The organism is Apilactobacillus intestinapis (assembly GCF_049166695.1).
In the GTDB taxonomy this organism is placed as follows: domain Bacteria; phylum Bacillota; class Bacilli; order Lactobacillales; family Lactobacillaceae; genus Apilactobacillus; species Apilactobacillus kunkeei_C.
In genome coordinates this window covers 168,710-190,681 of the sequence record NZ_JBMHFD010000003.1, presented here as the reverse complement: position 1 = coordinate 190,681, position 21,972 = coordinate 168,710, and the positions used below count along the sequence as shown (strand labels likewise).

21 protein-coding genes, 1 riboswitch and 1 other annotated feature are annotated in these 21,972 nt (G+C 40.9%); of the genes, 10 read left to right on the top strand and 11 right to left on the bottom strand.

Features of this window, described 5'->3' with window-relative positions; all coding sequences use genetic code 11:
- Positions 1 to 5: 5 nt before the first annotated feature.
- Complete coding sequence (locus tag ACOMA7_RS03730; RefSeq protein ID WP_080719905.1) at positions 6 to 98, top strand: IS3 family transposase; 93 nt, start codon at positions 6 to 8, stop codon at positions 96 to 98.
- A 38-nt stretch (positions 99 to 136) separates the two neighbouring features.
- On the opposite strand, the gene ACOMA7_RS03725 is transcribed toward ACOMA7_RS03730, so the two are convergent.
- Positions 137 to 1,636, bottom strand: coding sequence for an MFS transporter (locus ACOMA7_RS03725; protein WP_421392072.1), 1,500 nt, complete (start codon positions 1,634 to 1,636; stop codon positions 137 to 139).
- A 219-nt stretch (positions 1,637 to 1,855) separates the two neighbouring features.
- On the opposite strand from ACOMA7_RS03725, the gene ACOMA7_RS03720 reads away from it, so the two are divergent.
- Positions 1,856 to 2,116 (top strand): hypothetical protein, encoded by a 261-nt coding sequence (locus ACOMA7_RS03720; protein WP_421392069.1) that lies wholly within the window; start codon positions 1,856 to 1,858, stop codon positions 2,114 to 2,116.
- A 97-nt stretch (positions 2,117 to 2,213) separates the two neighbouring features.
- A complete protein-coding gene (locus ACOMA7_RS03715) occupies positions 2,214 to 2,924 on the top strand; it encodes an MIP/aquaporin family protein (RefSeq protein WP_421392066.1) in 711 nt (236 codons plus the stop codon).
- On the opposite strand, the gene ACOMA7_RS03710 is transcribed toward ACOMA7_RS03715, so the two are convergent.
- Positions 2,899 to 3,747 carry a DegV family protein gene (locus ACOMA7_RS03710; protein ID WP_421392065.1) on the bottom strand — a complete coding sequence of 283 codons (849 nt, stop codon included), beginning with the start codon at positions 3,745 to 3,747 and terminating at the stop codon, positions 2,899 to 2,901. The two genes, ACOMA7_RS03715 and ACOMA7_RS03710, sit on opposite strands and share 26 nt — an antisense overlap.
- A gap of 134 nt (positions 3,748 to 3,881) precedes the next feature.
- Complete coding sequence (locus ACOMA7_RS03705; protein ID WP_421392062.1) at positions 3,882 to 4,355, bottom strand: DUF2798 domain-containing protein; 474 nt, start codon at positions 4,353 to 4,355, stop codon at positions 3,882 to 3,884.
- 111 nt (positions 4,356 to 4,466) lie between these two features.
- On the opposite strand from ACOMA7_RS03705, the gene ACOMA7_RS03700 reads away from it, so the two are divergent.
- On the top strand, positions 4,467 to 6,830 hold the full coding sequence (locus ACOMA7_RS03700; protein WP_421392085.1) for an ATP-dependent DNA helicase: 2,364 nt from the start codon (positions 4,467 to 4,469) through the stop codon (positions 6,828 to 6,830).
- 41 nt (positions 6,831 to 6,871) lie between these two features.
- Here the strand turns inward: ACOMA7_RS03700 and ACOMA7_RS03695 are convergent, their stop codons facing one another.
- Positions 6,872 to 7,906, bottom strand: a complete 1,035-nt coding sequence (locus ACOMA7_RS03695) for a lactonase family protein (RefSeq protein ID WP_421392059.1) — start codon at positions 7,904 to 7,906, stop codon at positions 6,872 to 6,874.
- A gap of 140 nt (positions 7,907 to 8,046) precedes the next feature.
- Positions 8,047 to 8,293, top strand: a binding site (T-box leader).
- Between the two features lie 41 nt (positions 8,294 to 8,334).
- Here ACOMA7_RS03695 and ACOMA7_RS03690 point away from each other — a divergent pair.
- The 4 genes from ACOMA7_RS03690 to ACOMA7_RS03675 all read left to right on the top strand — a co-directional run bounded on the left by ACOMA7_RS03690 (position 8,335) and on the right by ACOMA7_RS03675 (position 11,659).
- Positions 8,335 to 9,708 carry an amino acid permease gene (locus tag ACOMA7_RS03690; RefSeq protein ID WP_421392057.1) on the top strand — a complete coding sequence of 458 codons (1,374 nt, stop codon included), beginning with the start codon at positions 8,335 to 8,337 and terminating at the stop codon, positions 9,706 to 9,708.
- A complete protein-coding gene (gene mmuM, locus ACOMA7_RS03685) occupies positions 9,701 to 10,621 on the top strand; it encodes a homocysteine S-methyltransferase (RefSeq protein ID WP_421392054.1) in 921 nt (306 codons plus the stop codon). The genes ACOMA7_RS03690 and mmuM overlap by 8 nt, the downstream gene beginning before the upstream one ends.
- Before the next feature lie 75 nt (positions 10,622 to 10,696).
- Positions 10,697 to 11,116, top strand: coding sequence for a hypothetical protein (locus ACOMA7_RS03680; RefSeq protein WP_421392051.1), 420 nt, complete (start codon positions 10,697 to 10,699; stop codon positions 11,114 to 11,116).
- A gap of 84 nt (positions 11,117 to 11,200) precedes the next feature.
- Positions 11,201 to 11,659 (top strand): Fur family transcriptional regulator, encoded by a 459-nt coding sequence (locus tag ACOMA7_RS03675; RefSeq protein WP_301945381.1) that lies wholly within the window; start codon positions 11,201 to 11,203, stop codon positions 11,657 to 11,659.
- Positions 11,660 to 11,715: 56 nt separating this feature from the next.
- On the opposite strand, the gene ACOMA7_RS03670 is transcribed toward ACOMA7_RS03675, so the two are convergent.
- The 7 genes from ACOMA7_RS03670 to lysA all read right to left on the bottom strand — a co-directional run bounded on the left by ACOMA7_RS03670 (position 11,716) and on the right by lysA (position 18,935).
- Positions 11,716 to 12,792, bottom strand: coding sequence for an aspartate-semialdehyde dehydrogenase (locus ACOMA7_RS03670; protein ID WP_054605781.1), 1,077 nt, complete (start codon positions 12,790 to 12,792; stop codon positions 11,716 to 11,718).
- Between the two features lie 99 nt (positions 12,793 to 12,891).
- Entirely contained in the window at positions 12,892 to 14,073 is a 1,182-nt protein-coding gene (locus ACOMA7_RS03665) for an aminotransferase class I/II-fold pyridoxal phosphate-dependent enzyme (RefSeq protein ID WP_421392047.1), read from the bottom strand.
- An 11-nt stretch (positions 14,074 to 14,084) separates the two neighbouring features.
- The gene (gene dapB / locus ACOMA7_RS03660) at positions 14,085 to 14,843 is read right to left on the bottom strand and encodes a 4-hydroxy-tetrahydrodipicolinate reductase (RefSeq protein WP_301945379.1); all 759 of its coding nucleotides are present in this window, start codon (positions 14,841 to 14,843) and stop codon (positions 14,085 to 14,087) included.
- Positions 14,843 to 15,757, bottom strand: coding sequence for a 4-hydroxy-tetrahydrodipicolinate synthase (dapA, locus tag ACOMA7_RS03655; protein WP_414827027.1), 915 nt, complete (start codon positions 15,755 to 15,757; stop codon positions 14,843 to 14,845). Before dapA ends, dapB begins: the two co-directional genes overlap by 1 nt.
- Before the next feature lies 1 nt (position 15,758).
- Positions 15,759 to 16,904, bottom strand: coding sequence for an N-acetyldiaminopimelate deacetylase (locus tag ACOMA7_RS03650; protein WP_421392042.1), 1,146 nt, complete (start codon positions 16,902 to 16,904; stop codon positions 15,759 to 15,761).
- A gap of 4 nt (positions 16,905 to 16,908) precedes the next feature.
- On the bottom strand, positions 16,909 to 17,613 hold the full coding sequence (dapD, locus tag ACOMA7_RS03645; protein WP_034532610.1) for a 2,3,4,5-tetrahydropyridine-2,6-dicarboxylate N-acetyltransferase: 705 nt from the start codon (positions 17,611 to 17,613) through the stop codon (positions 16,909 to 16,911).
- 5 nt (positions 17,614 to 17,618) lie between these two features.
- Positions 17,619 to 18,935: a diaminopimelate decarboxylase gene (lysA, locus tag ACOMA7_RS03640; protein ID WP_421392039.1), complete on the bottom strand. Its 1,317-nt coding sequence runs from the start codon at positions 18,933 to 18,935 to the stop codon at positions 17,619 to 17,621.
- Positions 18,936 to 19,080: 145 nt separating this feature from the next.
- Positions 19,081 to 19,265, bottom strand: a riboswitch (Lysine riboswitch).
- A 178-nt stretch (positions 19,266 to 19,443) separates the two neighbouring features.
- On the opposite strand from lysA, the gene ACOMA7_RS03635 reads away from it, so the two are divergent.
- Positions 19,444 to 20,811, top strand: a complete 1,368-nt coding sequence (locus ACOMA7_RS03635) for an aspartate kinase (RefSeq protein ID WP_421392037.1) — start codon at positions 19,444 to 19,446, stop codon at positions 20,809 to 20,811.
- A gap of 4 nt (positions 20,812 to 20,815) precedes the next feature.
- Positions 20,816 to 21,787, top strand: coding sequence for a diaminopimelate epimerase (gene dapF, locus ACOMA7_RS03630; RefSeq protein WP_054608395.1), 972 nt, complete (start codon positions 20,816 to 20,818; stop codon positions 21,785 to 21,787).
- Positions 21,788 to 21,972: the final 185 nt, after the last annotated feature.

Below are 21,972 nucleotides of genomic sequence, written 5' to 3'. Positions count from 1 at the left end.
AATATATATCTTATTACAACAATTATCGTATAAAACAAAAACTGGGAGGAATGTCACCGGTTGAATACCGGATCAATTCCTCCCAGAAAATAGCATAACCATCTTCCAATTTTAGGGGTTCAGGTCAGCGACTTTTTTATTTACTCTTTTTGCTTCTCATACATAACAAGATGTAGCAAAGAATTCCGGCAACGATAAAGATGAAACCATCTGTAACCGCCACGCTATCAATACCTCGATAAAATGCATTGTGCACGATAGATAACAACGATGAGTTGTGCATCTTTTCAGCGATTTCACTCCCCGCAAATGGTCCAGCATTTTGGAACACGTGCATCAATGAATCACCCATCTTAGAAGTAACTAAGTGATCGTTGTAGCTATCGGTCAATGATAATCCTAATACAACTAGTCCCAGACTGGTCCCGAATTGTTTACCAACATTTAGTAATCCAGATGTCATCCCAATTTCCTTTGGTTCTACGGAACTAACGGCAATGTTAGATGATAGTGGATTAACAAATGCATTGGCCAAACCTAAGGTTACGAATGTAGGTATCAAACCGTACCAGTGGTTTTGGTTACCCAAGAAGACTGGTAGGACGAACATTCCGACACCGGCTAGAATTAATACGAAACTGATGATTAGTCCCGGATTAATCTTAGTGGCAATCTTACCAGAGATGGGCCCAATCACAAGTGAAAACGCGCTAATTAACATTAGTTGCGCCCCACTTTGTAGTGCTGAATAGCCCATGTAGTTTTGTGATAGCACGATGATGTAGCTAAATGCTGCATAGATGGCAATTCCTAATGTTAGGTTGGAGATGGCACTTCCAACTACCTGTCTGTTTTTAAGCAAACTAAGATCTAACATTGGACTTGAAAAGTGCTTTTCCCAAACGGCAAAAATTGCGATTAGAATAACACCAGCAGCCAATAAGGCAAATACGTGCATATCGAACCAAGAGTATCCATAGTGGGTTTCTTTTTGAATTAAACCTAAAATAATGCAGAACATAAAGGCAAATGATAATAGCATTCCAATAAAATCAATTTTGCCACTATTGAATGTCTTGGAAGTTGGAATGTATCTAAAACTCATGAATAGTGCGATCAATCCGATTGGGATATTCATCCAAAAGATGGATTCCCAACTAAAGAAGCTAAGTAGAATTCCCCCGAACAATGGGCCAAGTGCGGTGGATAGTCCAGCGACACTTCCCCAGATTCCAAGAGCTAGTCCTCTTGATGGGCCTTCAAAGATGTCAGCAATGATACTCATAGAAAGGCTAAGCATTCCGGCACCACCGATTCCTTGAATACCACGGAAGATGATTAACCAAGTAATACTTGGTGCGACACTACATGCTAGTGAGAAAGCAGAGAATAGTACCAAACTAATGATAAAAATGCGTTTTCTCCCTATTAAGTCCCCTAACTTAGAAATTAGGAACAACACGGCCGCAAACATTAATGTATAAGCATTAATGACCCATTGTAACTGACTAAAACTACTGTTAAAGCTAGTCTGAATGGTTGGTAGAGCAACGTTTACAACGGTCACGTCCAATAAACCCATAAAGAAACCTAGACAGACTGCGACCAATGCAAACCATTTATTTCGACTTTGCATAACAAGTCTCCTTCGTATAGTATTTCCTTCGCGCCTATCTAACGCGAGCCCACCTGTCGATATGCCTATCGATTGTTCCCGCCGAGGAATACCATACTGTTTTAACTAATATAATATATTACCGTATTATTATATTTTCGACTAGTAAAAGCTATTTGCTAGCAACTTGTTCCACCTATTTGTATAATAATCTTCTATTAAAGAATAGGTGGTGGATTGATGAATTACGATAAATACTTGGATGATTTAAACTACGAAGATGCCGATACTGTCTTAGGTAGTGTCATGAGTGCGGCTGGTTTTCCAAAAATCGACAACATTGAGGATGCTTGTGACGTCGCCTATCTATCAGGAAACGAGTCCGATCGCAAAATCATCGAACAGCACCAACCCATGTTTTATAACACCTTAGAACACCGTCTCGTGAACAAACAAGACGTTATCAACATCATTAACCTACTAAACACAAACAAAAAGTGAAACCAAAAAATGATTTCACTTTTTATCTGATATGGTTTTAATTTTATTTCAATAAGTGATAATCTATCAGTTGTAGACAGCTAAAGGAGGGATGGAAATGAAACTACTATTAGGTGAATTTATCGGAACCTACATAATGTTATCCTTGGGATTAGTAACCAGTGTTATCATTAACTACTTCTTATTCCCCAAAGGACAAAACCGTTTTATTACCGGCTTTTACTGGGGCATGAGTATCCTGCTTCCATCCCTTTTAACGACTTTCTTCTTTGGAACCGCCGAATACAATCCGGTCGTCTCACTCACCCTAGCCGTTAACCACCAAATTCACTGGTGGCTAATGATTGGTGAAGTAATCACCCAAATCCTCGGTGCTTGGCTAGCATCACTAACCGTTAAGGCCGTTTGGTCAAAATGGCTGGCTAGTCTTCCCCTGAACTTGAACTTCTATGCGACCGTCCCTCGTGACGTCAACAATTGGAAACGTAACTTCAAGTGGGAAATCATCGGGACCTTCTTGATTATCGTTAATACAGAAATGCAAAATGACATCAATGCCCAATGGTGGATCAAGACCTTATTCTCATCATTACTAATGATGATTATCATAAGTATCGTTGCTCCAATCACTGGGGCCGCATTTAATCCAACTCGTGATTTGGTTCCTCGTTTCTTCTTTTCTAGAACTTACGACAAACGCCTATCACAATGGAGATACGCGGTGGTCCCTTTCTTAGGACCTATCATTGGTGCCATTTTAGGAATTATCTTTTCAGTTATCTTTAGTCATCTTGTTTACAAGTCATGATGGCAAATGCATTTTCACCGGTATGAACTGAAACAATTGATGAAGTATATTGAACTAATACGTTAACGTTTGGGAATTGTTCTTCCAGACGTTTTTTTAATGCCATCGCAAATTCGTCACTACCAGTGTAACTGATACCGATGAACTTGTAGTTGGTGTTGGCGTTAGTTTCAAAGAATTGGTCCAACCACTTGGTGATGGTCTTCTTACCGCGACCCTTTAGTTGTAGCTTTAGGTCATCTGGTAGTAGTTGGAAGACAACGTGTAGGTTCATCATCTTTGAGATGATACCAGTGGCCTTGCTGATACGACCACCCTTTACTAGGTTTTCCAATGTACTTACACCGATGTATAGTTCGGAGTTTTCAATATCGTGGTTCACGTGATCGATGATTTGATCACGAGTGTAATCACCTGATTGAGCCATCTTAGCTGATTCAACCACTAGGAAACCTAAACTTTGGTCGATGTAGTGAGTGTTAACCACTTTAACGTCTCCGTCAGCGATTTCACTAGCTTGACTAGCTGCGTGAACAGTTCCACTTAATAAATCGGTCATGTGTAGTGACAAAACGGTGTCGCCGTTCTTGGTTAGTTCGTTGTATACTTCAACGAATTGACCGATTGAAGGTTGACTGGTAGTAGGAAAGTCACCCTTTGGATTATCTTTGATGTATTGAATTAGTTTTTGACCATCCATATCAATGCCATCTTGGTAAGCTTGAGTACCAATGTTGACGTTCAATGGAATTACTTTAATGTCGTATTTATTAACAGTTTCTTCTGGAATTAGTGCTGTTGAATCCGTCACAATTTTAATCATGTTATATCTCCTCGAATTCTTATTCTACCTATATAATAACGGTATTTTGAATATTTTTCAGTAATTATTTATCTAAATTTAGATTTAATCAAGGAAATAAAAAAAGCCACCGTATAACCGGTAGCTTTTCATGATTATTTTTCATCAATTGCGGCTTGAATCTTACCTAATAGTAAGCGACAGATTGGGCCAACAATCACTAATTGTAGTGGTAATGCTAGGCATAGGTTTAAGATCCATGCGCGACCATACATTGCCCATGTGATGTTTTCAAAACCAAAGGTAACGATGATACCAAATAGTGACATTAAGGTCACCATGCCAAGTACCATCATGGTTGAAATGCATAGCGCAATCTTAATTGGTGTTTGTTTCCATTCTGGTTTGAATATATAATTGAAAAAGATAGCTTTAACGAGTGGGCCAACCAACACTAAATCTAAGATGGCGGCAACTACTAATGCTAGTGGGTAGCCCACTAATACTTCGACGATAAAACCGGCGTGAATTCCGCTGGCCATCGCGATGTTATATGCTTCCATAACGATAACCATAAGTCCGGCCATCATCCCTGTAAACATTAATTCTTCTTTAAATCCTCTAGGCATAATATACCCCTTTCTTTTATCTCTATTATTTAGCCTAGCACATCAAAAATTTTTTCATAAGTTACAATTCTGTTACAAATTACATATCAATGCTAAACGAAAGGAGGAACCATCTTGAATCGAATCGGAATCAGAGACTTAGTCGAATTCACACTGAGAAGTGGTGACTTAAACGCCCGTTTGAATAGCTCCAATACCGCGCGAAAAGGCGCCCAAATTCACCGCAAACTCCAAAAGAGCAAGTACATGCACTTTGAAAGTGAATACTATCTGGATACGAAACTAAAAATCAACGACATCGACTTTCACATCGAAGGCCGTGCCGACGGTGTCTTAATCGACGGTAAGGATGCCGAAATCGTAGAGATTAAGACGTCCGACGTTGAATTTAAGGACCTACCGGAAAGCATCATGACGCTCTACTGGGGGCAAGTGAAGGTTTACGCCTATTTCTTGATGCAAAAATTCGACGATCTAGATGCGGTCAAACTAACCCTTACCTACGTTCAAACACCCGATGAAATCATCACTGATAACGAAATCGCCATCAGTCGAGACGAAGCCCAAAAATTCTTCGACGACCTTATCAGTGAATACGAAGAATGGTTGAAGTTAAGAACCGATATCATTAAGGAAAGAAACAAGACCGCCAATCAAATGGCCTTTCCGTTTAAAGAATTCCGACATGGTCAACGCAATTTCTCCGCGGTCGTATACAAGACAATTGCCAATCACAAGCACTTGTTTGCCCAAGCACCGACTGGAACCGGGAAGACGATTTCGACGCTCTTTCCCGCCGTTAAGTCGATGGGCCAAGAATTGTCTAATCGCATTTTTTACCTAACCGCTAAACAAAGCACGCGTATCGTCGCCAAGGAAGCAATGGACTTGATGATGGATAAAGGACTAAAGGCCAAGACCATCACTTTAACCGCCAAGGAAAAGATTACCTTTGAAGCCGAAAAGGATTTAAAACCCGAAGATAACCCATACATGATTGGGTACTATGACCGTTTGAAACCGGCCATCAAGGATGTCTTGGAACACGTCGATCAAATCGACTTCGACGTCATCCAACAATACGCCGAACAGTACAAGATTGACCCGTTTGAATTCTCACTCGACCTCAGTCAATTCTGTGACGTCATCATTTGTGACTACAACTACATATTCGATCCACAGGTGCACCTTCAACGTTTCTTCACGGTCGAAGATCCCGACAACATCTTTTTAATCGACGAGGCTCACAACCTGGTCAACCGTTCCCGTGACATGTACTCGGCGGCAATCTCCAACAAGGTGTTACCCGACCTAATCAAGGCCACCAAGGACCAAGAGGACAACGAAAGACTGCATAAAGCATTGAAATCATTCCGCCGTTCATACACATTAAACGTCAAGCCGCTAACCGAAAGTGACGAGGAATACGTCCACTTGGATAATCCGCCAAGTGCGTTTGTCAAACAGCTCAACAAACTTTGTGACGTCATCTCCGATTGGCTCGGTAAGGACGAAAAGGATGAAGAGTTAAACGATGCAATTGTCGATTATTACTTCACTCTCCTTAGTTTTCAACGGATTGCCGAACTATACGACGACACGTTTAAGACCAGAATGTTTTACGACCGTGATCAAAACGTCATCATCAAACTATTCTGTATGGACCCCAGTCCGTTTATTGGTGAGTCACTCAAACTCGGTGGTAGTGCTGTCTTGTTCTCGGCCACCCTTTCACCAATGGACTACTATCAACGCGTCTTGGGGGATGAAGATGACAGCCTCGTCTATGAAATCAATTCGCCGTTTGACCCAAACAACCAACAGGTGATTATTACCAACTACATTCAAACCACCTACGCCAAGCGAAAGAGCAGCATTCAACCAATTGTTGATACTATCAACGCGATGATTAACAGCAAGCATGGTCATTACCTCATCTTCTTGCCCTCTGGTAAGTATCTAAACGATGTCGTCGAAGCGTTTGAAAAACAAAATCCAACCGTCGACGTCCTCGTGCAAGAAAGTGACATGAGTCCCGAAGAACGTCAATCATTCATCGATACGTTTAAACGTGATGACGATGACACGTTGGTCGGCTTTGCCCTACTGGGTGGCATTTTCTGTGAAGGAATTGACCTTAAGGGTAGCCACCTCATTGGGGTCGGGATTGTCTCAGTTGGATTACCTGGATTAAATCCAGAAAACGACCTCATCAAGTACTTCTTCGATGCCGAAAACGGTCATGGCTTTGACTTTGCATACCAACTACCGGGATTAAACAACGTTTTTCAGGCGTCCGGTCGATTGATTCGAACCAACCAGGATGTCGGAAACGTCATTTTAATGGATCAACGATTCAAACAAAATCGTTACCAAAAGTTATTCCCAAGAAATTGGCACCAGGGTCAACTATCGACTGCATTTAACATCAATCAAACCAAACAAAAATTGAATCATTTTTGGCAACAACACTAAAAAAGACTTACGGAAAATCCGTAAGTCTTTTTATTAATTCATTATTTTTCGCGTGCGACACAGACACCTTCTGGAACATGAACGTCTTTTTGCACAACAGTTAACTTACCGCTGTTAGCATCACGTTCGTATAAGGTAGCGTCGTTAGTGTTTTGGTTAACAACAACCATGAACTTTTCATCGCTACTGAAGTTAAAGTCACGTGGAAAGTCACCTTCAGTGCTTGCTAGTTGAATTAGTTCAACCTTGCCATCGTCTTTAACTTCAAAGACCGCAATACTGTTGTTACCACGGTTTGAAACGTAGACAAACTTACCATCAATTGATAGACGAATGGCAGCGGCACCGTTGTGTTCTGTCCAGTCATCAGGGATAGTTGCGACGATGTGGTCTAAGTGGAAGCTACCGTCATTTTGATCGTAGTTCACAACGGCTAGCTTACTGCTTAATTCACCAACGATGAATGCAACATGTTTTTGTTCATCGAAGACAACGTGACGAGGACCAAAACCAGCTTCCATCTTCAATGTAGAAACTTCAGTTAATGCACCATCGTCTGCGATGTCGTATACGTAAACCATGTCTTGACCTAAGTCGACAACCACTAGACGGCCATCTGGAGTTAGGTCAGCATAGTGGGGATGAGCACCACTTTGTTGTTCTGGACGTGGACCCACGTTTCCTTCATGAACAACCTTGTTTAAGTAAGTTAGTGATCCGTCTTCTTCAATCTTGTATACCATTACTTCACCGGTGTGGTAGTTGGCGGTGTAGACAAATTGACGACCTTCATCAACAGTGATGTATGCTGGGTTGGTATCTTCGTTTAAACAAACGTTGATTTCCTTAGCAGGACGAGTTGAGTTATCTAGTGCTAATGCACCACCCTTACCGTTTTCGCCCTTATCGATGGCGTATAAACGGTTGGCCTTTGAAACAGCTACATAGGTTGGGTTACCGGCTTTGGCAACCAATTGTAGGTTTTGTAATTGCTTTTTGTTTTCATCTAATTCGATTTCATAGATTCCTTCACTTGTATCTCTAGTGTAAGTACCAATTAAGAATTTTTCAGTCATAATTAAATCTCACTTTCGCTTAAAATTTAATATCTCCCCTCTATTATTGCATATTTTGCCAATAATGCTAAACAGTTATTTCAAAAATTTCCCCTTGAAAAATTTTATAATGTATCTATAATTAAAAATACATAATAATATATTAGGTTTTGATGAGAAAAGTACATAACGGATGATTGCCAAGAGAGTTCATGGTTGGTGGAAATGAACGTTTCAAAGTTATCGAAAATGGTCTCTGAACCTTCGAGGGTGAATTGTTTAGCTCTCGACATTTGTGTATGTTACAACACGAAGGAATCAACAGGTTCTAGATAAGATAGTTAATTATATTAATGTATCATTTTAGCTATAAAACTAAGGTGGTACCGCGAAGCATTCGCCCTTTTTGTAAGGGCGGGTGCTTTTTTTATTTCTAAGGAGGTTTATTTATGAGTTCGCATCAGTTTTCAAAAAATCTAAAAGCCAGAAATCTTATCACCATGTCACTAGGTGGTGTTATAGGAACTGGTATCTTCATGAGTACCGGATACTCAATCCAAACTGCAGGTCCAATTGGGACCATTTTCGCCTACGTGATTGGTTCAATTCTGGTCTGTATGGTAATGGCATGTCTGGGTGAATTATCCGTTCACGATCCAAACACGGGAGCATTTCATACATACGCAAGTAAATACATAAATCCCGGTGTTGGTTTCATTACCGCATGGATGTATTGGTTAACCTGGACAATTGCGCTGGGTTCTGAATTCATCGCCCTTTCAACGATTGGTCAACAATATTTCCCCAGCATCCCCGTTTGGGGCTTTAGCCTAATCTTCACCGTTATCATTTTGTTATTAAACATTATCAACATGAACCTATTTTCTTCCAGTGAATTCTGGATGTCATTGATTAAGGTACTTGCGTTAGTCGTATTTTTAGGCCTTGGGATTCTAATCATCTTTAAGATTGTTCCAATTCACCACACCCATTTCAAACCATTCTTCGGACAACTAACCGCTAATGGCATTTTTCCAAATGGTTTAATCCCCGTTATCTCAATCGTGCTATCAGCCAACTTCGCCTTCTCAGGGGCGGAAATGATTGCCGTCGGTGCCGGTGAAAGTCAAAATCCAGAAAAGACAGTGCCACAATCAATCAAGCACACCCTAATCATCTTGGTAATTTTGTTCATCGGAACCATCGTGGCGTTGGGTTCCATCTTGCCACAAAGTGATTCATCACTCGCACAAAGTCCATTTGTAACTATCTTATCCAATATCAACATTCCATACGCGTCAGACATCATGAACCTAATCCTCTTTATCACCATCTTTTCCGGTGCTAACTCGGGAGTCTACGCTGCTTCTAGAATGCTTTGGTCACTAGCCGACAAGAACACCCTACCAAAGGGATTGGCAAAATTATCCAAAAACGGGATTCCGGTCTATGGATTAATTCTAACCATTGCCGGTGGACTATTAGCATTGTTCTCAAGCATCTACGCACCAAACACTGTTTATCTTGCATTAACCGCGATTTCAGCGTTTGCCGTTGTCTTCGTCTGGTTGGTGATTGGTTGGGCCCACTTCAACTTCAGACGCCAATTTATTAAGGCTGGTCACTCCACTAGCGAGTTGAAATACAAAGCACCACTATTCCCACTCCTACCAATTTTAGTCATCATCATCTGTTTGCTTTCATTGGTCGGAATCGCGTTTGACCCTAACCAACGTATCGCCATCATTATCGGAGTGCCATTCGCCATCATCTGCTACATCTGGCACGCATTAGTATATAGAAAGAAGGATCATCATGAATAAAGTAACTAATTGGATTAATCAACAAGACCACATCTTAATCGACAGCTCCATGTCAACCGGTTTGGAAGAACGTGGCTTAAAACTAAACTCAGACCTATGGACCGCAGCTGCCTTAGAATCACACGAAGACCTAATTGTCGACGTTCACAAAAAGTACTTTGACGCCGGGTCATCAATGACTACGACTAACACATACCAAGCCAGTGTGCCTGGTTTGGTCAAGGCCGGATACAGTGAAGATCAAGCCATCTCATTAATTAAAAAAGCCGTCGAATTAGCCGACCGCGGCCGCAATGAATCAACTAATACTAACCCCAAGTGGTTATTGGGCGGTGTCGGCCCTTACGGTGCCTTTCTGGCCAACGGTTCAGAATACACTGGTGACTACTCATTGACCGATGAAGAATACATCGCCTTTCACGAGGGTCGTATCAAGGCCATGGTAGAAGCTGGCATCGATGTGTTAATCTTGGAAACATTCCCTAACATCAACGAACTAAAGTCAATCACCGAATACACCAAGCAATTCGATATTCCGGTGATTGTGGCGGCGTCATTGAGGGATGAATCACATCTAGCAGATGGTAGCTCACTAACCGATGTGGCGTCATTCTTGGAATCACAAGAACACGTGATTGCTTATGGTTTGAACTGTACCAAACCACAACTAGTGACCCCTGCTCTAAAGGTGTTGAAACAAAGTCACCCTGCGCACAAACCTTTCATCGCCTTTCCTAACTCTGGTGCGACCTACAATCCAGAAATTAAGGAATGGAATCACGACGATTTATCATTTGAAGAATTCGACGACCTAATTGCTCAATGGTTCGACTTAGATCTTAAGTTTGTCGGTGGCTGTTGTTGCATGACAGAAGCCCAAGAACAACACATCTACGACAAGTGTTTCAAGTAGTTTTCTCGGCTGATTTCTTTGAAATTTAGTTTTTCTCTACTATAATAAAGTCTAGTAAATTTAAGGAGACTTATTATGCGTAGTTTTGAAGGATTAAGACCAATCATCACTGAACACTTTTATATGGATTGGTTAACAGAATTTAAGCTTCAATCAGTAATCGATTTTCAAAAGCAACAAGATGAAAAAGCAGATATCATGAGCACTTCCAACTTTATCAATGCCATCATGAACGACATCATGAGTCAAAAGGGCTTGCTATGGGGTGTCATGGATAAGGAAACTAAACATTTCGTCGGTGTCGCTGGTATCTCAAACCTACAAAGCGATGCTCCAATCGTCTACGTGAATGTTTTAAACATTTCTACTGATGCCGAATTAGAATTAATTAGACGAATTGTCCAATTCAAGCATCAATACTGGCCTGACAAGACTTCTCAATTCAACATTTCACCATTAAATGATGAAATTAAGGCCGCAATTGACGCTTTATAGTTGATTTTATTTGCTTTATTTACTTTTTAATCTTATTATTAGGATAGAATAGTTATAAAGTAATAATCAAAGGAGGTAGAGTGTTTGTCTAACGAAATGTACGAAAAGGCCTTAGAAACCTTACGCGATAATAATGTAAGAATTACACCTCAAAGACAGATTATCCTAAAGTATTTAATTAATCATGATAATCACCCTTCCGTAGACACTATCTACGAAGCTTTGAAGCAAGAATTTTCTAACCTAAGTATTGCAACCATTTACAACACGTTACAATTATTTGAAAAGTTAGATATTATCATTGCACTACCTGCTGAAGATGGTGGAATTAGATATGATTTCTTTGGTTCTCCTCACTTCCACGCTATTTGTGATAATTGCGGTGAAATCGAAGATATCGACTTCCCTAACTATAAGCAATTAAAACAAGAACTAGCCAAGGAAGCGATGGATCAAGCCGGTTTCCAAACCAACAAGATTCATATTGAAGTCTTTGGTCTTTGCAAGAATTGCAGAGAAGAATTAACTAAAAAAGATAATTAATAACAACAAAAAAGAGTCACATTCGATTGAATGTGACTCTTTTTATTTACCCTTTTTTAACCACGGTAGTAGTCTTCTGGGACGCGAACTAAATCACGCTTTACTAATTCTTCAGCGTTTTGAACAGTGTTCCAAGCGGCACCCTTTAACAAGTTATCCGCTACCACCCACATGTTAAAGCATCCAGGATTTTCTTGGTCTGCACGAATGCGACCAACGAAAGTTGAACGCTTGCCTTCTGCGGTAATTGGTTGTGGATATACTTGATGATCTGGATCGTCTTGTAGGACTGCACCATCGAATTGATCGATAACGCGTTGAATATCTTCCTTAGTAGCTGACTTGTCTTCTACTTCGAAGTATACTGATTCACCGTGAGAAATGGCAACCGGTACACGAACACAGGTAGCGTTAACCTTGATGCCAGTAGCATCCATGTCGTTTAACATAATCTTCTTAGTTTCGTGAACCATCTTCCATTCTTCATGAGTAGAACCGTCTTCTTCAAAGACGTCAATTTGTGGTAATAAGTTAAATGCTAGTGGATAGTGCTTCTTATCACCCTTGGTAGGTAAGATGTCTGCGCTCATTTCCTTACCATCTAGGTAGTCTTGAGCTTGGCCGTAAAATTCATTTAATGCTGATTGTCCAGCACCTGAAGCGGCTTGGTAAGTGGATACAACGATTTGGCTTAAACCAAACTTTTCAAAGACAGGTTGTAAGGCAACCACCATTTGAATGGTTGAACAGTTAGGGTTGGCAATAATTCCGCGATGGTTAGCTAATTGATCAACGTTTACTTCTGGAACAACTAGTGGGACATCTGGGTCCATACGGTATGCACTGGTGTTATCGATACATACAGCACCGCGCTTTACAGCTTCTGGTAGGAACTTCTTGGAAGTACTACCACCGGCTGAAGCTAGCACAATGTCGACTCCTTCAAATGAATCTGGAGTAGTTTCTTCAACTTCGATTTCTTCACCCTTGAATTCAATCTTAGTTCCAGCTGAACGGCTTGAAGCAAGTAACTTCAAGTTCTTAACTGGGACGGTGGAGTCCTCTAGTTGTCTGACCATTCTCATACCTACTGCACCTGTTGCTCCTAAAATTGCTACGTTATACTCTCTCATTTTTTACAAACCTCACTTTTTATCTATTTTGAATAGACATCTGTCTTTTATATGCATACACTTTATTATTAATATACTTTATTTTTCAGATTTGTCAATTCATTTTCCTAATAATTGAATAAATTTATTTAGTCGATCGAGACCGGCTGTTAGTTTTTCTTCACTAGCGGCGAAGGAAATTCTGATGTAGCCTTCACCACTCTTGCCAAACATGCGACCGGGAATTACCCCTAGGCCAACCTTTTCGGCTAGGTCTAAACCAAATTGATAGTCATCTTTACCATAACTATCATCGATTTTGATGAAACAATAGAATGTTGATGTTGGCATCACGTATTCAACACCCATTTCGTCTAACCTAGTTGAGACTAAGTCACGACGTTTTTGATAAATCGCCTTAGCTTCAAAGGCGTCTTCTTGACCGTTTGTCATTGCTTCTAGCGCTGCGTCTTGCACGTTGTCGGCAACACAGGTTACCATGTAGGCGTTAATCATTTTAACTCGTTGCATAATTTCGCTTGGACCACATATGTATCCAAAACGCCATCCTGTCATCGCATGTGATTTTGATAAACCATTGATGTATAGCACTTGGTCTGGAATTTCGCGTGCCAATGAGTAATGGTCGTGATCAAAGGTTAATTCACCGTAAATTTCATCTGAAAGTACCCAGATTGGTGATTTTGCGATAACTTGTCCTAACTGTTTAACTTCGTCTGCGGTGTAAGATACACCGGTTGGATTATTAGGGTCGTTAATTACTAATGCAACGACACCTGGATGTTGTTTTAGGGCATCTTCTAGCAATGCTGGTGTCAATTTAAAACCAGTGTTACTGGTATCAACATCAACCACGTGACCACCCAAGATTTCAATGATTGGTTCGTACAATGAAAAGATTGGGGTTGGAATGATAACTTCATCCCCTGGGTTCACGATTGCTTGTAGCGCTGAATAAATTGATTGAGTCGCACCGTTGGTAACCACGACTTCTTCAGCATCGTATTCTAGGTTCCAGCGGGTAGATAAGTAATTGGTAATTGCTTGTCTTAATTCGACCTTCCCAGCTTGGGCTGAGTAATGTGAGTCATTGTCGTTAATTCCTTGAATCGCAGCTTGTTTGATATGTTCAGGGGTATCTAAATCAGGTTCCCCTAAAGTTAACTTGATTAAGTCTTCGTTTTTTGAAATCGTGTCATCGAAATGACGAATTCCAGATGGTGCGATTCCGTTTAAACGGTGGTTATAAGTTCTCAAAAGCTGTGGATTGGTTCTTGGCATACAATCACTTCCTACAAAATATTTTCTAGACCATCGACTAAGCCGTGTAGTTCTGGAAGCTTTTCTAGTGCTACCCATACCCCTTGCATGAATGATTCACGATCAAATGAATCTTGTCGAATGGTTAATGCTTCACCGGGACCACCGAATAATACTTGTTCGTGGGCCACGTAACCAGGTAGTCGAACAGCGTGAACGGGAACACCCTTGTAGTACATCCCTCTAGCTGGTTCATCTTCTTGGTTGATGTTGTCACCTTGTTTGGTTTCACTCATCATGTCGACTGTGTGAATGGCAGTTCCTGATGGTGAGTCAGTCTTGTCTTCGTGGTGCATCTCAATTACTTCTACATCTGAGAAGTATTTAGCAGCTTGTTGAGCAAATTGCATTAATAGGACTGCTGATAAACCGAAGTTAGCGGCGATTAGACCGTTGACGTTTTCACCGTCAGCTAGACTGATTAGTTCTTGTTTTTGGTCTTCTGATAATCCACTGGTCCCAACGATTGGTGAGATTTGGTGTTCAATTGCGTATTTGACGTTATCGAAGACAACGTTGGGTTGAGTGAAATCAATCCAGACGTCATAGTCACCTTCGATTGCATCTAAACTGTTAAAGACTTTAACATCGTCAGATAGGTTGTAGTCACTTGGGTTCACGTCAGTTTTAGTGGTTAGAATCCCTGTGATGTCGTATCCTGGTTTATCCGCTAGTAAATGAACCACCTTTTGGCCCATTGATCCGGTTGCTCCTGCTAGAAAAATATTCATTAGTTTCTCATCTCCAAACCTAAGTCATGTAGTAATGCGTCTTCTGGTAGTTCCAAATGACGCGCTAAGTTTCTACGTTCTTCGTCATCCAATGGCAAGATTGGTAGACGACATCCCCCAACTGCAAAACCTTGTGCGTTTAACACGGCCTTAACTGGTGATGGTGATGGATACATGAATAATGCATTCATACGTGGGGTTAACCATCTTTGTAATTCACCGGCATGACGGTAATCTCCGTTTTCTAGTGCTTCATACATTTCACGCATTTGAGCGCCATAGATGTGTGAAGCTACAGAGATGATTCCATCTGCGCCGATAGCCTTGGCGAATAGTGATTGAGCATCTTCACCACTGTATACGTGGAAACCATCTTCGGTATGGTCAACCAAGTATTCTAGGTCTTCCATTGATGTACATTGCTTTACACCGATGATGTTTTGGTGGTGTGATAGTTCAACGACTGTGTCGTTAGCCATGGTCACGCCAGTTCTACCTGGAATGTTGTAGATATAAATTGGTAGTGTTGCTTGATCAGCAACTGAGGTAAAGTGGGCAATCATTGAACGTTGGTCAGGCTTGTTGTAGTAAGGAACAACTACTAACAAGGCATCGATACCGTCGATGGTTTGCACTTGGCGGTTAAATTCGATGGTCGCTTCTGTGTTGTTACTACCGGTTCCGGCGATTACGTATGCGCTATCGCCAACCATTTCACCGAAGCGAGTGTATAGTTCAATCTTTTCTTCAGTGGTAAGTGTTGGTGTTTCACCTGTGGTTCCACCAATCACAAATCCACGACTGCCATTTTCTAGACAGTGTTGAGTGACTCTTTCTAATGCAGCGTAATCAATGTTGCCATTGTCATCAAACGGTGTGATGATGGCGGTCATAATATCAATATTTTGTGTCATTTTAATCGTCTTCTCTCATTTCGAATTCTAAAAATGAACTAATTGCGTTAATTCCCTTTTCAATGCAGCTTTCATCAGGATTGAAAGTGTCGGTGTGAAGTGCTGATGTGTTACCAACACCTAGCCAAAACATGGTTCCATCGAAGTGATGAAGAATGTAACCGAAGTCTTCTCCGGTCATTGCTGGCATTGTGACTGTGAAATCCACATCTGGATTTGCTTGCATAAAGTTCATAAAACGGTCGGTCAACTTTTGGTTATTGTTAACTGGGTAGTAACCACCTTGGTTGATATCAACTTTAACTTGGCAGTTGAACCCAACTTCAATTCCCTTACATATTTCAATAATTCTGGTCTTAACAGTTTGAATCATTTCTTGGTTCAAACCACGAATGGTTCCTTTAATATCTACCCTACCGGCAATTACGTTTCTGATGGTTCCACCGTTGATTTGGCCAAAGGTTAGTACTGCTCCTTGGATTGGATCAACGTTTCTTGAAACGATGGTTTGTAGTTGGGTGATTAGCATTGCTGAAGCCACCACCATGTCGTTTGCTTGGTGTGGATAAGCAGCGTGCCCACTCTTACCGATTAAGGTAATGTCGACTTCACTGGTTCCGGCAAACAAGGTTGGATAACAGCATCCAATGGTTCCGGCTGGTAGTTCTGGCGTGTCGTGTAATCCGTAGAATTCATCGACATGCCAATCACCTGAAAATAGGTTACTGTCGACTGCTACCTTGGCGCCACTTTCGCTTTCTTCAGCTGGTTGGAAGAAGAAAATCAAGTCGTCGACTGGTTGGTGTTGAGCAAAGTGTTCCAACAATCCGATTGCAACCGTCATGTGGATATCATGTCCACAGGCGTGCATCACATCATCGTGCTTTGATGAAAACTCTAACCCAGTCTTTTCACTAACCGGTAGGGCATCCATATCACAACGGTAACCAATGGTTTTACTTGAATCGCTTCCGTGAACCTTTACCAAAATCGCAGTTGGTAATTGTTCTGGAGTAAAAACTTCCATATTATCTGTAGCAAATTCGTTGATTAATTCTAATAGGTATTGATGGGTTTGACTTTCGTGCATCGCCAATTCTGGAATCTGATGCAAGTGGCGTCTCACCGCAATTAAATCTAAGGTCATATCATCACAACTTTCTTAGTGCGTCTTCTAATTGAGTCTTTCCCTTGGTTTGATCGTCAATATCTTTAATTTTTCGTGCTGGGTTTCCGGCAACTAATGTGTTTGGTTCAACGTCGTGTAAAACAATTGATCCGGCTGCAACAACGGCACCTTCACCAACGTGAACTCCTTCGATTACAACGGCGTTAGCACCGATCAATACATTGTCGTCAATGCGAACTGGAGTAGCTGAAGCTGGTTCGATTACACCTGCTAGGACTGCACCGGCACCGATGTGACTGTGCTTACCAACGATGGCACGTCCTCCCATGACAACTCCCATATCAATCATGGTGTCTTCACCGATTTCACAACCGATGTTAATAACAGCACCCATCATGATAACGGCGCGGTCACCAATCTTAACTTGGTCTCTGATAGTAGCACCGGGTTCGATACGAGCGTTAACGTTTTTAATGTCTAATAATGGTACGGCTGAGTTTCTAGCATCGTTTTCCAATTCATATTCAGTCACTAAATCTGATTTCAAGATTGGTTCGATGTCTTTCCAGTCTCCGAAGACGGTTGCACTTTGATCATTTCCGAATACCTTTACTGATTGTGGAAAATCAATTTGTGCAATTCTTCCATTAATATATGCCTTAACTGGTGTCTTCTTTTCTGCGTTTTGAATGTAGCTAATAATTTCTTGTGCGTTTAGTTCTGCCATAATAATTAATCTCCTAATTCTAAGTTATTATCTAGTTCGTATAAGTTTTCAAATGATTGACGCTTTGTTACTAATTGAGCCTTGCCCTTTTCAACAAAGACAATTGCTGGCTTTAGGTTCAAGTTGTAGTTGGAAGCCATTGAGTATCCGTAAGCTCCGGTATCTAAGACAGCGACAATGTCACCGGCGTTTAGACTTGGCACGGATGCGTTCTTGATTAAGACGTCTCCTGATTCACAGTACTTACCAACTAAGCGAACCTCTTCAACTGGTTGTGCGCGTGGGTTGTTTGCTGAAACAACTTCGTATTCTGCATCGTATAACATTGGTCTGATGTTATCGCCCATTCCTCCGTCGACTGCGACGTATGGCTTGATGCCGTCGACTCTCTTTTGTGATCCAACGGTGTAAAGGGTTAGACCGGCCGAACCGACAATGCTTCGACCTGGTTCAATCCAGATAGCTGGAATTTGTAGGTTATATTGACTGGCTTGTTCCTTAATGGTGTTGATGATACTTTCAACAAACTTTTCAGGAGCTAGATATCCGTCGGTTGAAACATATTGAATTCCAAATCCGCCACCCAAGTCCAAGACTTCGGTAGTGAAGTCGTATTCTGTGTTGAACTTGTTAGCTAGTTGCATCATCTTAACAGCTAATGCGTTGAAACCATCTGGTGATGAAATTTGTGAACCGATGTGAGCGTGAAAACCTAATACGTGAACTCGTGGGTTCTTATGTAGTAGTTCAAACCCTTCTTCAACCTGGCCAGATGCAAGATCAAAACCAAACTTGCTATCGACCTGACCTGTTTGGATAAATTCATGAGTATGAGCTGTAATTCCTGGAGTAATTCTAATGATGACGTTGGTGGTTTCATCCAACTCTTCAACGACTTGGTTGATTAGTTCGATTTCATGGAAGTTATCAACCATGATGACACCGACGTGATTTTGAATTGCTAGTCTTAATTCTTCTAAAGACTTGTTGTTACCGTGGAAACTCATCTTTGCTGCTGGGAAACCGGCATGCAAAGCAACTGCGATTTCACCTCCGGAAACAACATCGATATGTCCGCCCTCTTGGTTCACCAATTGATACATCGCTGTATTGGCGAATGCCTTGCTGGCGTATGAAATTTCGTAATCAATATCGTTTTGTTCAAAAATCTTATTGAACTGATGGAATTGATCGCGAATAGCTGAAACGTTGTACACCATCAATGGAGTTCCAAATTGGTGAGCAAGTTCAACTGCATCGCAACCATCTATTTGCAAATGTCCATCTGCATTAATGTCATTATCTGTAATTTGATTTGTCATAATAAACAGCCTTTCTAATCGAATGATCTTTAGGTCGTTTTAAACTCGACAGATTGAAAACAAAAAAGGTTCTTTTGGATGAGTGGGCACACTATCCAAAAGAACCTTTAAAATTTTTATTAATCAATTTCTAATTTTAGGATTCAATTGTCGAAAGCGCTCCACAAGACATATTTTCTTGTGACAGTCCGTGCATTCTTCACACACGTCCCAGAAAATGATCTCTGCAAAAAATCATTAACTTCGGCAAGTTCACCTTTCAATAAAGCTCGTAGTCATTGCAGTGACTGACTTTATCTACTAATCTCGCTTGCGACCTCTTCGATTACTTTTAATAATATTCTAATAGTTGGATTACGTCAAGGAGTTTTTTAAATAAAATTTTTAAAGTTTTTTATTACCATATGAGCGACTTAAATTTCGTTAAAATTTCAAAAATGATAGCTTGTCTAATTATTTTTTAATGTTAAAATACAAATCAATAATTTAAGATTGCGAGTTGATTTACATGTCCAAGTTAGTAAAATTTGGTGGAAGTTCACTAGCCAATAGCGAACAATACGCCAAGGTTATAAACATCATTTCAGAAGATGAGCAACGTAAAGTCGTTGTCGTTTCCGCTCCCGGAAAACGTTTTGATGATGATGTCAAAATCACAGATTTATTAATTCAATACGCAACCCAAGTAATCAACAAGGAAGACTATCAAGCTACCCTAGATGAAATCATTAGCCGTTACGCTGAAATTGCGAACGCCTACGACGTTGATGAAGGTGAATTTGCCGGCATCAAGGACACATTCACCAACCTAGCAAAGAACGATTACAAAGACGACGAATACCTAATGGCCGCATTCAAGGCCAATGGTGAAAGAATGAACGCTAAGTTGATGGCAGCGGTATTAAACAGTCGTGGAATGAAGGCTCGTTTCGTCGATCCTAAGGAAGCTGGAATCGTTTTAGACGACATTAATCCAAACGCAGCTAACCTACTTGATGAGACCTATACCAATTTAGAAAACTTCGAATATTCTGACGATGAAAAATTAGTTTTCCCTGGTTTCTTTGGATACTCCAAGGAAGGAAATATCGCTACATTCGCTCGTGGTGGTTCAGACATCACTGGTTCAATTGTCGCTACTGGTTTACATATTGATGTATACGAAAACTTCACCGACGTTAGTTCCATCTATGCGATTAACCCCCACCTAGTGGATAACCCATACCCAATTACTAAGATGAGTTATCGTGAAATGCGTGAATTGGCCTACGCAGGTTTTTCAGTCTTTAATGACGAAGCAATCATTCCCGCCATCAAGGGTCACGTGACCATCAACGTTAAAAATACTAACCGTCCAAACGACAAAGGAACATTGATTGTCCCTGAAGATGAAGTAAAGCATTCACACGTCATCACCGGGATTTCAGCCGATGATCGTTTCTCAGCTTTATACCTTCACTCATACCTATTGAACAAGCAAATTGGTGCTACCTTAACCATCCTTTCCATTTTCAAGAAGTACGGGATTTCATATGAACACATGCCATCAGGGATCGATGACTTGACTATCATCTTCGATAGAAACCAAGCTTCCGATGACACTATTCATGCCTTATGTAAGGAAATTTCAGAAGCCATCCATCCTGACAAACTAGAATGGATTCACAACTACGCACTAATCATGGTAGTTGGTGAAAACATGGCCGTATCAGTTGGTTCAATCAGCCAAATCATCAAGCCATTAGCCGAAAAGAAGATTCCAATTAACATGATTAACCAAGGTGCTTCCAAGATTGCGATTATGATTGGAATCGACCAAGAATACACAGATGAGGCTGTTGTAAGCATCTACAACCAATTCTTCAAGGAGGATTAATATTATGACAAAGTTACATTATGTACACGGTTCAGAGAACCATTTCTTCTTATTGGATGTCGATGAACTAAAAGATTCACTAGATGACACTCAATTAAGTCACCTAGCCCAAAAGCTAGCACAAAGCGACGTTTTACCATACTCAGATGGTTTGTTAGTCGTTGATCACTCAGACCATGCTGAATGCATCGGTCAAATGAAGGTCTTTAACTCTGACGGAAGCGTTGCTTCAATGTGTGGTAACGGTCTTCGTTGTGTTGGCCGTTACTTAGCCGAAAAATTCAACCAAACTGACTTTAAGGTCCAAACCATGCAAGCGGATTTAAACGTTCACGTCTTTGACGACATCGCAAAGGGTGTTTCATGGGTCGGCGTTCAAATCGCTCCAGTTAAATTTGCACCCGCAGATTTACCCTATACCAATTTAGATTTTGACCAAATTATTAACGAAGAAATTCCAGTATTTAGTGACCATCTAAAGTTCACTTCAATGGCTGTTCCTAATCCACACCTAATTAGTTTTGTCGAAGATGATAACGATTTAGAAGAACCCCTATTCAATCTAGGAACTTATCTAAACCAACCAAACGACTACTATCCAGACGGCGTCAACGTTAACTTCGCCAAGATTTTAGGTAAGAACAAAATATTCGTTAGAACTTTCGAACGTGGTGTTGGTTTCACCAACGCCTGTGGAACCGGAATGTCCGCCACTTCAATGGCTTTTGCGATGAACTACCCCGAATTAGTCGACGTTAACGAACCAATCGACGTCTTCAATCCCGGTGGTAAGGTCCAAACTAGAGTCCACACCGAACCCGACAACCGTTGGATTCAACTAATGGGAAACGCGACATTCGTTGGTTACATTGAAGCAGACGAAGTCGACTTATTATCTCAACCAATCCAAAACAACTTAAAAGAATCCGGTGAAGAAGCTGATTACCTCGCTTTCATCGATACCATTAAGCAATAAAAAAAGACTAGCTGATGCTAGTCTTTTTTAGTCTTTAAAGTATAAATGTTCATGCAGTTCACACTTCGGATTAAACTGTGCGAAACAATGTGGGCATACCTTATCTTGGTATTGTTGAAAGGTTAGTTTGTGTTTACAACGGCCGCACATGACCGGCTTAGTATCCTTGGTACTAATTGGCACAA

What these genes read in the sequence shown, in the direction of transcription:
- ACOMA7_RS03670 (WP_054605781.1), bottom strand. Translation starts at nt 12,792, where the DNA reads ATGAGAGAGTATAACGTAGCAATTTTAGGAGCAACAGGTGCAGTAGGT.
- mmuM (WP_421392054.1), top strand. Translation starts at nt 9,701, where the DNA reads ATGAATAAAGTAACTAATTGGATTAATCAACAAGACCACATCTTAATC.
- ACOMA7_RS03725 (WP_421392072.1), bottom strand. Translation starts at nt 1,636, where the DNA reads ATGCAAAGTCGAAATAAATGGTTTGCATTGGTCGCAGTCTGTCTAGGT.
- lysA (WP_421392039.1), bottom strand. Translation starts at nt 18,935, where the DNA reads ATGACAAATCAAATTACAGATAATGACATTAATGCAGATGGACATTTG.
- ACOMA7_RS03705 (WP_421392062.1), bottom strand. Translation starts at nt 4,355, where the DNA reads ATGCCTAGAGGATTTAAAGAAGAATTAATGTTTACAGGGATGATGGCC.
- ACOMA7_RS03680 (WP_421392051.1), top strand. Translation starts at nt 10,697, where the DNA reads ATGCGTAGTTTTGAAGGATTAAGACCAATCATCACTGAACACTTTTAT.
- dapD (WP_034532610.1), bottom strand. Translation starts at nt 17,613, where the DNA reads ATGGCAGAACTAAACGCACAAGAAATTATTAGCTACATTCAAAACGCA.
- ACOMA7_RS03710 (WP_421392065.1), bottom strand. Translation starts at nt 3,747, where the DNA reads ATGATTAAAATTGTGACGGATTCAACAGCACTAATTCCAGAAGAAACT.
- ACOMA7_RS03650 (WP_421392042.1), bottom strand. Translation starts at nt 16,904, where the DNA reads ATGACCTTAGATTTAATTGCGGTGAGACGCCACTTGCATCAGATTCCA.
- dapA (WP_414827027.1), bottom strand. Translation starts at nt 15,757, where the DNA reads ATGACACAAAATATTGATATTATGACCGCCATCATCACACCGTTTGAT.
- ACOMA7_RS03695 (WP_421392059.1), bottom strand. Translation starts at nt 7,906, where the DNA reads ATGACTGAAAAATTCTTAATTGGTACTTACACTAGAGATACAAGTGAA.
- dapF (WP_054608395.1), top strand. Translation starts at nt 20,816, where the DNA reads ATGACAAAGTTACATTATGTACACGGTTCAGAGAACCATTTCTTCTTA.
- ACOMA7_RS03690 (WP_421392057.1), top strand. Translation starts at nt 8,335, where the DNA reads ATGAGTTCGCATCAGTTTTCAAAAAATCTAAAAGCCAGAAATCTTATC.
- ACOMA7_RS03715 (WP_421392066.1), top strand. Translation starts at nt 2,214, where the DNA reads ATGAAACTACTATTAGGTGAATTTATCGGAACCTACATAATGTTATCC.
- dapB (WP_301945379.1), bottom strand. Translation starts at nt 14,843, where the DNA reads ATGAATATTTTTCTAGCAGGAGCAACCGGATCAATGGGCCAAAAGGTG.
- ACOMA7_RS03720 (WP_421392069.1), top strand. Translation starts at nt 1,856, where the DNA reads ATGAATTACGATAAATACTTGGATGATTTAAACTACGAAGATGCCGAT.
- ACOMA7_RS03665 (WP_421392047.1), bottom strand. Translation starts at nt 14,073, where the DNA reads ATGCCAAGAACCAATCCACAGCTTTTGAGAACTTATAACCACCGTTTA.
- ACOMA7_RS03635 (WP_421392037.1), top strand. Translation starts at nt 19,444, where the DNA reads ATGTCCAAGTTAGTAAAATTTGGTGGAAGTTCACTAGCCAATAGCGAA.